This window comes from Modestobacter versicolor (assembly GCF_014195485.1).
GTDB classification, from domain to species: Bacteria; Actinomycetota; Actinomycetes; order Mycobacteriales; family Geodermatophilaceae; genus Modestobacter; species Modestobacter versicolor.
On the sequence record NZ_JACIBU010000001.1, the window covers coordinates 2117768 to 2132111 of the forward strand.

A 14344-nucleotide genomic window follows, 5' to 3' on the forward strand; every position below is an offset into this window, starting at 1 on the left:
TGGGGAGACGGCCCGTCGAGTGCCGTGCCGGTCAGGCGCGGGTGGCGCCGCCGCGCTCGATGTCCTCGCGGCTGATCTGCTGCGTGACGTCGGCGTTCTGCGCACCGGCGACGTGCCGGCCGCCGTCGTGCTGGGAGAGCCCCGGGGCCAGCTTCTCCGCCTTGGCCTTCAGCTCCGCCGCCGCGGAACGCTCGCCCTGGGCGTGCGCGGCGCGCTCCTGCGCCTCGCGCTCGGCCTGGGCCGCGCGCTCCTCCACCTCGGCGCGCTCCCGGCGGGCCCGCGCGGCCTGCTCGTCGGCGAGCGCCTGCTCCTTGTCCGCCCGCGCAGCCCGCAGCTGCGCCTCCTGCAGGTGCTCACGCGCCTGCTCGCGCTTGCGCGCCTTGCCCGCCTTGCCGCGCTTGGCGACGGCCAGCGCGATGAGCGCGAGCACGACCAGCACGGCGACGACGATGACCACGATCAGCCAGGTGTCCACGGTCGATCCTCCTCAGTCGGTTGCTCGTGGGTGCCCAGAGATGATCTTCCGGAAACGTGGAGTTCCGGTCCACCTGAGCGTCAACCTGGGGTTGACGATCGTCTGATCGTCAACCTAGCGTTGACGGCATGACGCAGATGCCGCCCACCGTCCGCCTCGACGACCTCATCTCCGCGATCCAGGAGGTGCACGACGAGCCGCTCGAGCAGCTGACCGACGCCGTGCTGGCCGCCGAGGCCCTCGGCGAGGTCGCCGACCACCTCATCGGCCACTTCGTCGACCAGGCCCGCCGCTCCGGCGCCTCCTGGACCGACATCGGCCGCAGCATGGGCGTGACCAAGCAGGCCGCGCAGAAGCGGTTCGTGCCCAAGGACCCGCCCCTCGACGCCGAGCAGGGCTTCACCCGCTTCACCCCGCGGGCCCGTCAGGTGGTCGTCGCGGCCCAGGAGACTGCCCGGGCCGCCGGCAACGACGCGATCACCCCCGCCCACCTGGTGCTCGCCCTCGCCGGGTCGGACGGTCTGGCCGCGCGGGCAATCGTCACCCAGGGCATCACGATGGACACCCTCCGGCAGGCGGCCACCGCTGCCCTGCCGGAGTCGGCCGCCGACGTCCCCGCGCTCATCCCCTTCGACGGCGGGGCCAGGAAGGCGCTGGAGCTCACCTTCCGCGAGGCGCTCCGACTCGGGCACGCCCACGTCGGCACCGAGCACGTGCTGCTCGCCCTGCTGGACGTGGAGAACGGCGCCGGCGTGCTGAGCGGCCTGGGAATGACCAAGGCCCGGGCCGAGGAGTCCGTCGCCGCGGCCCTCGCCGAGCTCGGCTGAGCCCGATCAGCCGACGCACAGCGTCGGCAGGAGGTCGGCACACCCGCCGTCCGTAGAACGGCGGCATGCCCGACACGACAACCCCGAAGCGGCTGAGCCGCCGCACCTTCCTGCTCGGCGGTGGCGCCGGGTTCGCCCTGCTCGCCGGCGGCGGCGCGACCTGGGCACTGGACCGCTTCGTCGTCGACCACGTCGCCATCGACGACGTCGCCGCCTACGAGGCCGCCCAGGGCGTCGACGCCGTCGACACCTCCACGGCGGACGGCACGTTCACCGGCACCTCGTACTCCTCGGAGTACTGCACGATCGACATCTCCACCGTCGTCACCGGCAGCGGCGACAGCACCGTCACCTACTTCGTCGCCGACGTCGTGCTCACCGACGCGACGGTGCTGCGCTCGGCGTTCGCCGACAACGAGTTCGGCACCAACATCGTGGAGGACACCTCGGTCATCGCGGCGGCCCACGACGCCGTCTTCGCGGTCAACGGCGACTACTACGGCTTCCGCGAGACCGGCATCGTCGTCCGCAACGGCGTCGCCTACCGCGACGCCGGCGCCCGTGACGGGCTGGCCTTCTACCGCGACGGCTCGGTCCAGGTCTACGACGAGACGGCGACCAGCGCCGACGAGCTGGTCGCCGCCGGTGTCTGGAACACGCTGTCCTTCGGGCCGGCGATCGTCCAGGCCGGCGCGGTGGTCGACGGCATCGAGGACGTCGAGGTCGACACCAACGTCGGCAACCACTCGATCCAGGGCGACCAGCCGCGCACCGGCATCGGCGTCATCGACGCCAACCACCTGGTGTTCGTGGTCGTCGACGGCCGCAGCGAGGGCTACAGCGAAGGGGTCTCGCTGCCCGAGCTGGCCGCGATCTTCACCGGCCTGGGCTGCGTCACCGCCTACAACCTGGACGGCGGCGGCTCCTCGACGATGGTGTTCCACGGGTCGCTGGTGAACGACCCGCTGGGCAGGGGCCAGGAGCGCGGCACCTCCGACGTCCTCTACATCGGCGGCTGACCGGTGATCGTCCTGGTCCCCGCCTACCAGCCCGACGCCCGGCTGCTCGCGCTGGTCGACGGGCTGCGCACCGCCGCCCCCGAGGCGCACCTGCTGGTCGTCGACGACGGCAGCGGCCCCGGCTACGCACCGGTGTTCGATGCGGCCCGGCAGCGCGGCTGCACGGTGCTCGGCCACCCGGTCAACCAGGGCAAGGGCGCCGCGCTCAAGACCGGGTTCCGGTTCGTCGCCGAGCACGCGCCGGGTCAGGAGGTGGTCTGCGCCGACTCCGACGGGCAGCACAGCCCGGACGACGTCCTCCGGGTCGCGGCCCGCGTGCGCGACGGCGCCGACCTGGTGCTCGGCGTCCGCGGGTTCACCGGCGCCGTGCCGCTGCGCAGCCGGTTCGGCAACGCGCTCACCCGCGCGCTGCTCCGGCTGGCCACCGGCCGCGACGTCCGCGACACCCAGACCGGCCTGCGCGGGTACGCCGCCGAGCTGCTGCCCTGGCTGCTCACCGTGCCCGGCGAGCGCTTCGAGTACGAGGTGACCACCCTGCTGCAGGCGGTGCGCCGCGGGCTGCCGGTCGACCAGGTCGACATCGCCACCATCTACCTCGAGGGCAACGCGTCCTCGCACTTCCGGCCGGTGCTCGACTCCGCGCGGATCTACGCCCCGCTGCTGGCCTTCCTGGCCTCCTCGTTCGCCGCCTTCCTGCTCGACGCCGGGGCCCTGGTGGTGCTGCACGCGCTCGTCGGCGGGCTGCTGCTGCCGCTGCTCGGCGCCCGGCTGCTCAGCAGTTGCGTGAACTTCGCGGTCAACCGCTCGCTGGTGTTCGCCGCCCCGGGCGCCCGGTCGGTGCGGGCCGCCGCCGTCCGGTACGCGTCGCTGGCCGTCGTCCTGCTCGCCGGCAACTACCTGCTGCTGGCCGTGCTCACCCGGCTCGGCCTGGGCCTGCTGCCGGCCAAGGTGCTCACCGAGGTGCTGCTGGTCGCCGCCAGCTACCTGGGGCAGCGGCGGTCGGTGTACGTGCGCCGGGTGCGCGCCCGCCAGCCGACACGACGCGAACCCGCCCCCGTCGGCTGAGGCGTGTCAGCGCGGCAGGACGGCGTCGATCAGGTGCGGCCCGGGCTCGGCCACCGCGGTGCGGAACTGGGTCGCCAGCTCCTCCGCCGTGGTCGCCCGGGTCGCCGGCACGCCCATGCCGGTGGCCAGCGCGACGAAGTCCAGCGACGGCGCACCCAGGTCCAGCAGCCTCCCGGCACGCTCTCCCCCGCTGCTGGCGCCGACGTTCTCCAGCTCGCCGGCGAGGATCGCGTAGGCGCTGTTGTCGCAGATGACCGTGGTGACGTCGAGCCCCTCGCGGGCCTGGGTCCACAGCGCCTGGATCGTGTACATCGCGCTGCCGTCGGCCTGCAGCGACACGACCGGCCGGCTCGGGTCGGCGACCGCCGCGCCGGTCGCCGCCGGCAGCCCCTGGCCGATCGCGCCGCCGGTGAGGGTGAGCCAGTCGTGCGGCGGCGCCCCGACGGTGGCGCCCGGCAGGAAGTACCCGCTGGTCAGCGCCTCGTCCACCACGACCGCGTGCTCGGGCAGCAGCGCGCCGACCACCTCGGCGAGAGCCCGGATGTCCAGCGCGCCGGTCGGCAGCTGCGGCCGGCGCAGCTCGGCCACCTCGGGGGTGGCGTCGCGGGCGGTCAGGTCGGCGAGCGCGTGCAGGGCCGCCACGGCGTCCTCGCCCGGCTCGGCCAGCACGTGCACGGTGCAGCCCTCGGGCACCAGCCGGCCGTCCATGCCGGGGTAGCCGAAGAAGGCCACCGGCTCCTTCGCGCCGACCAGCACCAGGTGCTGCACGCCGTCCAGCTGCTTGCGCGCGCCGTCGGGCGGGTAGGGCAGCTTGAGCACGTCGGGCAGGCCCGCCCCGCGCTGCATCCGGGCCGGGAAGGTCTCCGCCAGCAGCCGCGTGCCGGTGCCGGCGGCGATCCTCCCCGCGGCGAGCAGCCCTGCCTCCAGGACGGCGTCCCCGCCGAGGAACAGCACCGTCGCGGGTCCGAGCAGCGGCGCGAGCCCCTCGATCGCGTCGTCCGGCACGCGTGGGGCCGGCCGTCGGCCGGGCACGGTGGCCACCGCGGCGCCGTCGCTCCACGAGACGTCGGCCGGCAGCACCAGCGTCGCGACCTGACCGCGGGCGGCGGCGGCCACCGCGTCGGCGACGTCGGGCCCGACCTCGCCGGTGGACAGCGACCGGCGCACCCAGCCCGACACCGCCCCGGCCAGCGCGTCGATGTCGGACTCGAGCGGGGCGTCCAGCCGCTTGTGGGTCAGCGCGTGGTCGCCGACGACGTTCACCAGCGGCGTGCGGGCGCGGCGGGCGTTGTGCAGGTTGGCGATGCCGTTGCCCAGCCCCGGCCCCAGGTGCAGCAGCGTGGCCGCCGGGCGCCCGGCCATCCGCGCGTACCCGTCGGCGGCACCGGTGGCGACCCCCTCGAACAGGGTGAGCACCGCCCGCATCTCCGGGACGTCGTCCAGCGCGGCGACGAAGTGCATCTCCGAGGTGCCCGGGTTGGCGAAGCACACGTCGACCCCGCCGCCGACGAGGGTGCGGACCACTGCCTGCGCGCCGTTCACTCCGACCTCCGATCACGGGCCGCTCACCGTCGAGCCCCCCGCCCGGCAGCCTCGCACGGGGTCTCGCGGGCGGCGATCCGGCTGCGGCAGGATCGCGGCGTGGCCCTCCCCGAGACCGTGCGCGGCGCGCTCCGGGCGCTCGGCGACCCCGAGCGGGCCGCCGGCATGCAGGCCTACCTGAAGACGACGGAGCCCTGCCTCGGGGTGCGGCTGCCCGAGGTGCGCCGGCTCGTGCGCGAGGCCGCGACCGCCGACCCACCCGCGACGGCCGCCGACGTCGGGCGGGTCGCGGGCGAGCTGTGGCGGGCGGCGGCCTACCGGGAGGAGCGCTACGCCGCCACCGCGCTGACCGGGCTACGTGTCGCCCGCGGCGCCCTCGAGCTGCTCCCGCTGCACGAGGAGATGATCACCACCGGGGCGTGGTGGGACCTGGTCGACGGGGTGCAGCCCCGGGTCCGCGACCTGCTGCTGGCCCACCCCGCCGAGCTGGGGCCGGTGCTGCGCGGCTGGGCGCGGTCGCCCGACCGGTGGCTGCGGCGCAGCGCCGTCATCGCCCAGCTGGGCGCCAGGGACCGCACCGACCGGGCGCTGCTGACCGAGGTGGTCGAGGTCAACGCCGCGGACGGCGAGTTCTTCGTCCGCAAGGCGATCGGCTGGGCGCTGCGCGACCTGGCCAAGACCGACCCGGACTGGGTGCGCGGCTTCCTCGCCGGGCACGAGCTGAGCCCGCTCTCCCGGCGGGAAGCCGCCAAGCACCTCCGGAAGGACCCCCTTCCCCCCACCCCTCGCAGGCTCGGGGTGGGACCCTGAAGGGGGCCGCTCAGAAGAGCAGCACGAGGCGGCCGCGGACGCCGCCGGCCTCCAGGAGGCGGTGCGCCTCGGCCGCGTCGGCGGCCGGGAACGTCCGGGCCACCCGCAGGGTCAGCACGCCCTTTTCCACCTGCTCGCGCAGCCGGTCCAGCGCCCCGGCCTCCTCGGAGTACTCCCGCACCAGCACCGGGTGCACCTGCAGGCCGCGCTGCCCGTCGCCGCGGTAGCCGCGCACGGTGGTCACCGCGCCACCGTCCCTGACCGCCGGCAGCACGGCGGCGTCCTGCACCGACCCGTCGGCCAGCCCGTCGACGCCGTCGGGGAACTGCTCGCGGATCCGCGCAGCGACGTCGTCCCCGCGCCGCACGACCACGTCGGCCCCGAGCCCGCGGACCAGCTCCTCGTCGGCCTCGCTGGCGTCAGCGACGACGGTCAGCCCCTCGGCCTTGGCCAGCTGGACGACGTAGCCACCGAAGGCGCCGGCCGCGCCGGTCACCGCGAGCACCTGGCCGGGCTGCAGCGCCATCCGGTCCAGCGCGAGCCGCGCGGTGAGCCCGTTCATCGGCAGCGTCGAGGCGGCCGCGTCGCTCGCCCCGGCCGGCACCCGGGCGATCGAGCGGGCCGGCAGCACCAGGTCCTCGCGGTACCCGCCGTGCGCACCGGTCGGGACGACGACGCCCATCACCCGCTCGCCGACCTCGATGCCGATCTCCACGTCCGGACCGACCTCGGCCAGCTCGCCGGCGACGTCCATGCCGGGCACGTAGGGGAACTCCTTGACCGGGTCGCGCTGGGCGTAGGTGCCGTTGCGTGAGTAGGTGTCGGTCGGGTTCACCGTCGCCGCCGTCACCCGCAGCCGCACCTGGCCCGGGCCCAGCGGCTCGGCCGGGACGTCGACCAGGTGCAGGGCCTCGGGCCCACCGAACTCCGTCACTCCGACTGCTCTCATGCGCCCGGCCTACCCCTGCCCGCCCGCCGCGCACACCCGCCGTCCAGCTGGCGGAAGGGCGCGCGCCGGGCGGGTCGGCCGGGGTCGACGGGAGGCATGCCCAGCGCAGTCGAGCTCTGCCCACCGGGGTGGGCAGAGCTCGACGTCCCGCGGGAGGGCCTGTCAGCCCGCCGGCGGGGACGGCGACCAGGCGGTGAACAGCCGCCCGAGGGTGCGGTCCGGCGAGCGGTAGACCAGCGGCCGGCCCTTGCGCACGGTGACGGTGACGACGTCCTCGTGGCCCTGCCGCTGCACTGCCACCGACCGGACCTGACCGAGCGGCACCCGGGTGACGCCCGGGGTGCCCGCCAGGTGCGCGGCGGCGGAGTCGAACACCGGCGGGCGCTGCTCCGCGCGGCGCCGGGCCGCGCGCACCGCGGCCACGGTTCCCGCGCCGAGGCTCGCCGCCAGCAGCACCCAGGTCAGCCAGGGCAGCCCGGTCGCCCACACCGCGGCGGCGGCCGAGGCGGCGAACAGCCCGACGACCACGACCATCCAGCCGATCAGCGCCCGCACCCGCCGGCGGGTGTCCTCGGCGGTGGGGACGGCGACGGGCGCGACGCACCAGCCGTCGTCGTAGACAGACAACAGCCGCCACTGCTCCGCTGCATCCCGGGCCGAGACCCATCCCCGACGGCTCACCGCTTGCTGGCGTACTCCTTGAGCAGCCCCCGGCTGATGATCGTCTTCTGGATCTCGCTGGTGCCCTCACCGATCAGCAGGAACGGGGCCTCGCGCATCAGCCGCTCGATCTCGTACTCCTTGGAGTACCCGTAGCCGCCGTGGATCCGGAACGACTCCTGGGTGACCTCGGCGGCGAACTCGCTGGCCAGCAGCTTGGCCATCCCGGCCTCGACGTCGTTGCGCTGGCCGGAGTCCTTCAGCCGCGCGGCGCGCACCATCATCGCGTGCGCCGCCTCGACCTTGGTGGCCATCTCGGCGAGCTTGAAGGCGATCGCCTGGTGCTGCGCGATCGGCTTGCCGAAGGTCTCCCGCTGCTGGGCGTAGTCGATGGCCAGCTCGAAGGCGCGGATCGCGATGCCGCAGCCGCGCGCGGCGACGTTGACCCGGCCGACCTCCACGCCGTCCATCATCTGGGCGAAGCCGCGGCCGGGGGTGCCGCCGAGCACGTCGTCGGCGGAGACCGCGAAGCCGTCGAACACCAGCTCGGTGGTGTCGACGCCCTTGTAGCCCATCTTGTCGATCTTCCCGGGGACCGTGAGGCCCGGCAGCACCTCGCCGAAACCGGTCGGCTTCTCCACCAGGAAGGTCGTCAGGTTCTGGTGCGGCTTCTCCGCGCCCTCGTCGGTGCGCACCAGCACCGCCACCAGGGTCGAGCTGCCGCCGTTGGTCAGCCACATCTTCTGGCCGTCGATCGTGTACCCGCCGTCGGCGGTGCGGGTCGCCTTGGTGCGGATGCCGGCGACGTCCGAGCCGAGCCCGGGCTCGGACATCGAGAAGGCGCCGCGCATCTCGCCGGTGGCCATCCGCGGCAGCAGCCGCTCCTGCTGCTCGGGCGTGCCGTGCTGCTGGAGCATGTAGGCGACGATGAAGTGGGTGTTGATGACGCCGGAGACGCTCATCCAGCCGCGGGCGATCTCCTCGACCACCAGCGCGTAGGTGAGCAGCGACTCCCCCAGCCCGCCGAACTCCTCCGGGATCATCAGCCCGAAGATGCCCATCTCCTTGAGGCCCTCGACGATCTCCGTCGGGTACGTGTCGCCGTGCTCGAGCTCCTGGGCGTTGGGGATGATCTCCTTGTCCACGAAGCTGCGGACCGTCGAGAGGATCTCGCGCTGCACGTCGGTCAGGTCCGCGGTCTGGGCCAGGCGGGTCATCGCTCACTCCTCGGGACGCCGGTGTCTCGGTTACCGGCGAGTATGGACGACACCCCCCGCCACCAGCCCGTGGCGCTCGTCACCCGCCCGCGACCGGCCGAACGACCAGGAGGACGACGTGGACCCGCGTGACGACGGCCTGTACCGGGGCGACCCGCCACCCACGGTGGACGGCGGGTCGACGGGTTCCAGCGCCCTCCCGCCGTCCGGGCCACCTGCCTACGGAGCCCCCGCGTACGGCCCCCCGCCGGGCTACGCCCCGCCACCCGGGTACGCCCCCGGCTACGGCCCGCCGCCCGGGTACGCGCCCGGCTACGGCCCGCCGCCCGGCTACGGACCGGGGTACGGCTGGCGCCCGCCGACCAACCAGCTGGCGGTCGTCGCGCTCGTGCTGTCGTTCCTCGGCGCCCTGGCCCCGGTCGGCCTGGCGCTCGGCATCGTGGCCCGCGGCCAGATCCGCCGGACCGGCGAGGGCGGCGACGGGCTCGCGCTGGCCGCGATCATCATCAGCAGCGTGGTCACCGCGGCGCTGGTGCTCGGCCTGCTGTTCTGGATCTGGGTCTTCGCCTCGGTCGAGGCGAGCGTCTACTAGCCCTCCGGCGGGGTGAAGCTCGAGGTGCGCGACAGGCCGGCGGCCCGGCCCTTGCCAGCGATGACCAGGGCCATCTTGCGGCTGGCCTCGTCGATCATCTCGTCGCCGAGCATCGCCGAGCCCTTCTTCCCGCCCGCCTCCGAGGTGGCCCAGTCGTAGGCGTCCAGGATCAGCTCGGCGTGGTCGTAGTCCTCCTGCGACGGCGCGTAGATCTCGTTCGCGGCGTCGATCTGACCGGGGTGCAGCACCCACTTGCCGTCGAAGCCGAGCATCGCCGACCGCTTGGCGACCTCGGCGAACGCCGGGACGTCGCGCACCTGCAGGAAGGGGCCGTCGATGGCCTGCACGCCGCGGGCCCGGGCGGCCATCAGGATCTGCATGAGGATGTGGTGGAACGGGTCGCCCGGGTAGTCGGGGTGCAGGGCGCCGACCACCAGCGATTTCATGTTGATGCTGGCCATGAAGTCGGCGGGGCCGAAGATGATCGTCTCGATCCGCGGGCTGGCGAAGGCGATGTCGTTGACGTTGATCAGGCCCTGCGCGGTCTCGATCTGCGCCTCGATGCCGATCCGGCCGACCTCCAGGCCGTTGGCCTTCTCCAGCTGGGTGAGCAGCATGTCCAGCGCCTTGACCTGTGCGGCGTCGGCGACCTTGGGCAGCATGATGCAGTCGAGCTCGGCCCCGGCACCGCCGACGACCTCGATCACGTCGGTGAAGGTCCACTCCGTCGTCCAGTCGTTGACCCGGACCGTGCGGATCTTCCCGCCCCAGCCGCCCTCGTTCAGCGCGGCCACGATGTTCTTCCGGGCGCCGGGCTTGGCCAGCGGCGCGCACGCGTCCTCGAGGTCGAGGAACACCTGGTCGGCGGGCAGCCCCTTGGCCTTCTCCAGGAACCGGGGGTTGCTGCCCGGGACGGCGAGGTTGGAACGACGGGATCGGAGCTCGGCCACGGTGCCTCCGCTGCTGGTCGGGTCGACGTTTGTTACCGGAGAGTAGCGACGCGGTGATCACGCCGCCCTGCGATGGTCTTCACAGCGGATCGGCCTCCGGCGCCGGCCGCCCGCCGCGCACCACCAGGGCCACCCCGATGACGACGGCGACCATCCCGGGGACGGCGAGCAGCGGCGGTACCTGGTCCAGCAGCACCAGCGCCACCAGCAGCGCGCCGGGCACCTCGAGCAGGATCGCCAGCCCGACCACCGTCGGCCCGACGGAGGAGAGCACCAGGTTGAGCAGCGTGTGGCCGAGCAGCTGGGCGCAGAAGGTGATCGCCGCGATCAGCCACCAGTCGCGGGCGCTGAACCCGGCCAGCGGGACGTCGGCGACCACGGCGGCGACCGCGAGCACCACCGCGCAGGTCGAGTAGCAGACGATCGCGTAGGCCGAGGTGGTCAGCCGCTCGCGGGCCCGGGCGCCGGCGAGCATGTAGCCACCGGCGCAGATGGCCCCGAGCAGCGCCAGCCCGTCGCCGGCCAGCGCCTCCCAGGAGACGGTGACGTCGACGCCGGCGATCAGCGCCGCACCGAGCACGGCCAGCCCGAGCCCCCACCACACCTGGGCCGGCAGGTGGACGCCGGCGGCCCGGGCAGCCAGCGCCGTCCAGATCGGGGTGGTGGTCACCAGCGCGGTCGAGGCGGCGACCGTCGTCATGGACAAGCTGGGCAGCCAGGCGGCGAAGTGGGCGGCGAGGAACAGCCCGGCGACCAGCGAGCTGACCAGCTGCCGCGGCCGCAGCCCGTGCAGGGTGGCCCGCTCGCGCAGCAGCAGCACCGGCAGCAGCAGGGCCGCCCCGGCGGCGTTGCGCCAGAAGGCGATGGCCAGGAAGGACGCCGCGACCATCGCGGTCAGCGGGCCGGAGAAGGACACCCCGAGGACGGCGACGGCCATCAGCCCGACGTCGCGGCTCCCCGGCCGGTGGACCGCCCAGGCCGGCGCCGCCGAGGTCTCGGTGCTCATCTCCCGGGCGCTCGGACGGTGCCGCTGGCGATCGGGTGCACCGCCCCGGCCACGCTGACCTCGGTCAGCGTGCCGCCGGTGACGGTCACCCGGCCGTCGAGCACGGAGGGCCGGCCGACCGCCGCACCCTGGGAGAGCTGGTAGCCGGTGACGCCGTCGCCGGCCAGCCCGGTGGCGGCCAGCCAGATGCCGGTGCCCAGCGCCGCCGAGCCGGTGGCCGGGTCCTCGTGCCAGCCCAGGCCGGCGGCGAAGACCCGGACGGTGCCGCGCGCCGTGGCCGGGTCCCAGGCGAGCACCGAGACACCGCCCTGCACGCCGGGCAGCAGGGCGTCGAGCGCGGCGACGTCCGGGGCCGCGCGGTCCAGGGCAGCGGGGTGCACCTCGAGCTGGGCGAAGTCGATGCCGCAGCCGACCAGGTGCGCGGGGCGGCCGGTCAGGTCGGCGTCGGTGAGGCCGACGGCAGCGGCCAGCGCGGCGAGGTCCGGACCGGGGCGCAGCGACACCGGCCCGCCGGTGAGCCGGGCGCCCTCGGCGTCCACCTCGACCGCGACCACGCCGGCGCCGCACTCCTGGCGCAGCACCCCGGCGGGCAGCCGCCCCAGCCGGACGAGGGTGTGCGCCGTGCCGACGCTGGGGTGCCCGGCGAAGGGCAGCTCGTTCTGCGGGGTGAAGATCCGGACCCGGTAGTCGGCGTCGTCCGAGGTGGGTGCGCTGACGAAGGTGGACTCGGAGAAGGCGAACTCGGTGGCCAGCGCCTGGCACTGCTCGGTGGTCAGGTCGCCGGCGTCCAGCACCACCGCCAGCTGGTTGCCGCTGAACGGGCGTGGCGCGAACACGTCCACGACCTCGTAGGCGAGCACGTCGGGTCCCGGAGCCGTCACGACGGCGACGGTAGCCTCAGCGCCCGTGACCACCGTGACGAGGGCGTACGTGAGTCGGGTGGCCGGCTTGACCGTCTTCGACCCCAACGGCGACCGGGTGGGGAAGGTGCGCGACGTGCTCGTCGCGCTGCGCGTGGACACCGCCCCGCCGCGCACCCTCGGGCTGATCGTCGAGGTGGTGGCCCGGCGCCGGATCTTCGTGCCGATGGGCCGGGTGACCGGGCTGGACGCCAACTCGGTGATGCTGTCGTCGGGCACGCTGAACCTCAAGCGCTTCGAGCAGCGGGCCGGCGAGACCCTGGTGCTCGGCGAGCTGCTGGACCGGTCGGTGACGATCAACGACTCCGCGCGCCCGGCGTCCGTGGTCGACGCCGCGATCGAGCAGACCCGCACCGGCGAGTGGGTGCTCTCCCGGCTCGCCGTCCAGGAGCCGGGCCGGCTCGGCCGCCGCGGGCAGCTGCGGCAGCTGGCCTGGGACGAGGTCAGCGGGCTGTCCCTGCCGCAGACCGGGCAGAGCGCCGAGACGCTGATCGCCACCTACCGCGAGCTGAACGCCGCCGACGCGGCGCACGCGCTGCAGGAGCTGCCGATCAAGCGCCGGCACGAGGTCGCCGAGGCGATGGACGACGAGCGGCTGGCCGACGTGCTCGGCGAGCTGCCCGAGGCCGAGCAGATCGTCATCCTCGGCACCCTGCAGGAACGGCGGGCCGCCGACGTCCTGGAGGAGATGGACCCCGACGACGCCGCGGACCTGCTGGCCGAGCTGTCCAACGTCGACCGGGACCGGCTGCTGGAGCTGATGGAGCCCGACGAGGCCGAGCCGGTGCGCCAGCTGCTCAAGTACTCCGAGGACACCGCCGGCGGGATCATGACCAGCGAGCCGGTGATCCTCTCCCACGACGCGACGATCGCCGAGGCGCTGGCCCGGGTGCGGGCGCCCGAGCTCACGCCCGCGCTGGCCAGCCAGGTCTACGTGTGCCGGCCGCCGTCGGCCACGCCCACCGGGCGCTACCTCGGGCTGGCGCACATCCAGCGGCTGCTGCGCGAGCCACCCTCGACGCTGGTCAGCGGGGTGCTCGACGACCTGGACCCGCTGCGGCCGGAGGCGCCGCTGGCCGAGGTGACCCGCTACTTCGCCACCTACAACCTGGTGGCCGCCCCGGTCGTCGACGCCCAGGGCCGGCTGGTCGGCGCGGTGAGCGTCGACGACGTGCTGGACCACCTGCTGCCCGAGGACTGGCGCGAGCGGGCCCGCCGTGGCTGACGACCGCCGTCCCGAGCAGCGGCTGGACCAGCCGCGGGGCACCCGCAACCTGAGCCAGTTCCTGCGGCTGGACCCCGACGCCGTCGGCCGGTTCGCCGAGGGGATCGCCCGGTTCCTCGGCACCGGCCGCTTCCTCGCCGTGCAGACGATCATCGTGATCGTCTGGATCGTGCTGAACGTGGCCGCGGTGCGGCTGCGCTGGGACCCGTACCCGTTCATCCTGCTCAACCTGGCCTTCTCCACCCAGGCCGCCTACGCCGCACCGCTGATCCTGCTGGCGCAGAACCGGCAGGCCGACCGCGACCGGGTGCAGTCGGAGGAGGACCGCAGCCGGGCGGCCGCGACCCGTGCCGACACCGAGTACCTGGCCCGCGAGCTGGCGTCGCTGCGAGTGGCGGTCGGCGAGCTGGCCACCCGCGACTTCATCCGCGGCGAGCTGAGCCGGCTGGTGCCCGACGACGGCACCGAGGACGGCGGCGAGCGCAAGAAGAAGAAGAAGCAGCGCCGCGACACCGCCGCGGACCCGGTGCCCGAGGCTCCCGCGGCGGCCTCGACGCCCTAGCGCGGACAGCGCCGCCGCGACCGGTCAGCCGGCCGGGACCGTCGACTCCCGGGCGTCGTACTCGGCCCTCGCCGTGGCGATCTCGTCGCGGTGCCGCTCGGCCCAGTTGGTCAGGGTCACCAGCGTCTCGTAGAGCTCGGCGGCCATCGGGGTCGCCGTGTACTCGACCTTCGGGGGCACGGTCGGGTACACGGTGCGCTCCAGCAGGCCGTCGCGCTCGAGGTTGCGCAGCGTCAGGGTGAGCATCCGGCGGCTGATCCCGTCGAGCCGACGCTCCAGCTCCGTGAAGCGAACAGGACCCTGCGACGCCTCGACCACGATCCCGATGCTCCACTTGCCGCCGATCCGGTCGAGCACCTGCCGGACGGTGCAGGCCCGCGCCTGGGCGCCGTCACCGATGCACATCTCCCGGACCGGCTCGTCGCTGACCTGGCCGGACACACCGGTGGCTCCCTGGGACACGGATGTGCCTCCTTCCGCAGACCGTCAGGGTCACACACGATCACCTCCGTTACAACAAGTGCC

16 protein-coding genes are annotated in these 14344 nt (G+C 74.4%); 7 read left to right on the plus strand and 9 right to left on the minus strand.

What is annotated here, in order from left to right; translation table 11 throughout:
* Positions 1-31: 31 nt before the first annotated feature.
* Positions 32-475 carry a hypothetical protein gene (locus FHX36_RS10325; RefSeq protein ID WP_110553381.1) on the minus strand — a complete coding sequence of 148 codons (444 nt, stop codon included), beginning with the start codon at positions 473-475 and terminating at the stop codon, positions 32-34.
* Positions 476-603: 128 nt separating this feature from the next.
* Between FHX36_RS10325 and FHX36_RS10330 the strand changes: the two genes are divergently transcribed.
* From FHX36_RS10330 to FHX36_RS10340, 3 genes are all read left to right on the plus strand, one after another.
* Positions 604-1302 carry a Clp protease N-terminal domain-containing protein gene (locus FHX36_RS10330; protein ID WP_220036034.1) on the plus strand — a complete coding sequence of 233 codons (699 nt, stop codon included), beginning with the start codon at positions 604-606 and terminating at the stop codon, positions 1300-1302.
* Positions 1303-1367: 65 nt separating this feature from the next.
* Positions 1368-2321, plus strand: coding sequence for a phosphodiester glycosidase family protein (locus FHX36_RS10335; RefSeq protein WP_110553382.1), 954 nt, complete (start codon positions 1368-1370; stop codon positions 2319-2321).
* 3 nt (positions 2322-2324) lie between these two features.
* A complete protein-coding gene (locus tag FHX36_RS10340; RefSeq protein ID WP_110553383.1) occupies positions 2325-3386 on the plus strand; it encodes a glycosyltransferase in 1062 nt (353 codons plus the stop codon).
* 6 nt (positions 3387-3392) lie between these two features.
* On the opposite strand, the gene FHX36_RS10345 is transcribed toward FHX36_RS10340, so the two are convergent.
* Entirely contained in the window at positions 3393-4928 is a 1536-nt protein-coding gene (locus FHX36_RS10345; protein ID WP_183513710.1) for an acetolactate synthase large subunit, read from the minus strand.
* Positions 4929-5027: 99 nt separating this feature from the next.
* On the opposite strand from FHX36_RS10345, the gene FHX36_RS10350 reads away from it, so the two are divergent.
* Entirely contained in the window at positions 5028-5738 is a 711-nt protein-coding gene (locus tag FHX36_RS10350; RefSeq protein ID WP_343056590.1) for a DNA alkylation repair protein, read from the plus strand.
* A gap of 10 nt (positions 5739-5748) precedes the next feature.
* Here FHX36_RS10350 and FHX36_RS10355 read toward each other — a convergent pair whose 3' ends face one another.
* The 3 genes from FHX36_RS10355 to FHX36_RS10365 all read right to left on the minus strand — a co-directional run bounded on the left by FHX36_RS10355 (position 5749) and on the right by FHX36_RS10365 (position 8564).
* On the minus strand, positions 5749-6687 hold the full coding sequence (locus FHX36_RS10355; RefSeq protein ID WP_110554387.1) for a quinone oxidoreductase family protein: 939 nt from the start codon (positions 6685-6687) through the stop codon (positions 5749-5751).
* Positions 6688-6849: 162 nt separating this feature from the next.
* On the minus strand, positions 6850-7368 hold the full coding sequence (locus FHX36_RS10360) for a hypothetical protein (protein WP_183513711.1): 519 nt from the start codon (positions 7366-7368) through the stop codon (positions 6850-6852).
* On the minus strand, positions 7365-8564 hold the full coding sequence (locus tag FHX36_RS10365) for an acyl-CoA dehydrogenase family protein (protein WP_110552980.1): 1200 nt from the start codon (positions 8562-8564) through the stop codon (positions 7365-7367). The genes FHX36_RS10360 and FHX36_RS10365 overlap by 4 nt, the downstream gene beginning before the upstream one ends.
* A 118-nt stretch (positions 8565-8682) precedes the next feature.
* Here FHX36_RS10365 and FHX36_RS10370 point away from each other — a divergent pair, with 118 nt between their 5' ends.
* Positions 8683-9156: a DUF4190 domain-containing protein gene (locus FHX36_RS10370; protein ID WP_258372852.1), complete on the plus strand. Its 474-nt coding sequence runs from the start codon at positions 8683-8685 to the stop codon at positions 9154-9156.
* On the opposite strand, the gene FHX36_RS10375 is transcribed toward FHX36_RS10370, so the two are convergent.
* The 3 genes from FHX36_RS10375 to FHX36_RS10385 form a co-directional block, all read right to left on the minus strand.
* On the minus strand, positions 9153-10106 hold the full coding sequence (locus FHX36_RS10375; protein WP_110552978.1) for an HpcH/HpaI aldolase/citrate lyase family protein: 954 nt from the start codon (positions 10104-10106) through the stop codon (positions 9153-9155). The two genes, FHX36_RS10370 and FHX36_RS10375, sit on opposite strands and share 4 nt — an antisense overlap.
* A gap of 79 nt (positions 10107-10185) precedes the next feature.
* Positions 10186-11112: a DMT family transporter gene (locus FHX36_RS10380; protein ID WP_246405455.1), complete on the minus strand. Its 927-nt coding sequence runs from the start codon at positions 11110-11112 to the stop codon at positions 10186-10188.
* Positions 11109-11993, minus strand: a complete 885-nt coding sequence (locus tag FHX36_RS10385) for a PhzF family phenazine biosynthesis protein (RefSeq protein ID WP_110552977.1) — start codon at positions 11991-11993, stop codon at positions 11109-11111. Before FHX36_RS10385 ends, FHX36_RS10380 begins: the two co-directional genes overlap by 4 nt.
* A 25-nt stretch (positions 11994-12018) precedes the next feature.
* On the opposite strand from FHX36_RS10385, the gene FHX36_RS23915 reads away from it, so the two are divergent.
* Together FHX36_RS23915 and FHX36_RS10395 are read left to right on the plus strand one after the other, a co-directional pair.
* Complete coding sequence (locus FHX36_RS23915) at positions 12019-13257, plus strand: magnesium transporter MgtE N-terminal domain-containing protein (protein ID WP_110552976.1); 1239 nt, start codon at positions 12019-12021, stop codon at positions 13255-13257.
* Complete coding sequence (locus tag FHX36_RS10395; protein ID WP_110552975.1) at positions 13250-13819, plus strand: DUF1003 domain-containing protein; 570 nt, start codon at positions 13250-13252, stop codon at positions 13817-13819. The genes FHX36_RS23915 and FHX36_RS10395 overlap by 8 nt, the downstream gene beginning before the upstream one ends.
* Before the next feature lie 24 nt (positions 13820-13843).
* On the opposite strand, the gene FHX36_RS10400 is transcribed toward FHX36_RS10395, so the two are convergent.
* Complete coding sequence (locus FHX36_RS10400; RefSeq protein WP_309147314.1) at positions 13844-14281, minus strand: winged helix-turn-helix transcriptional regulator; 438 nt, start codon at positions 14279-14281, stop codon at positions 13844-13846.
* Positions 14282-14344 lie beyond the last annotated feature (63 nt).

Coding starts and splice junctions, on each gene's coding strand:
- FHX36_RS10330 (WP_220036034.1), top strand. CDS start 604: ATGACGCAGATGCCGCCCACCGTCCGCCTCGACGACCTCATCTCCGCG.
- FHX36_RS10335 (WP_110553382.1), top strand. CDS start 1,368: ATGCCCGACACGACAACCCCGAAGCGGCTGAGCCGCCGCACCTTCCTG.
- FHX36_RS10355 (WP_110554387.1), bottom strand. CDS start 6,687: ATGAGAGCAGTCGGAGTGACGGAGTTCGGTGGGCCCGAGGCCCTGCAC.
- FHX36_RS10365 (WP_110552980.1), bottom strand. CDS start 8,564: ATGACCCGCCTGGCCCAGACCGCGGACCTGACCGACGTGCAGCGCGAG.
- FHX36_RS10380 (WP_246405455.1), bottom strand. CDS start 11,112: ATGAGCACCGAGACCTCGGCGGCGCCGGCCTGGGCGGTCCACCGGCCG.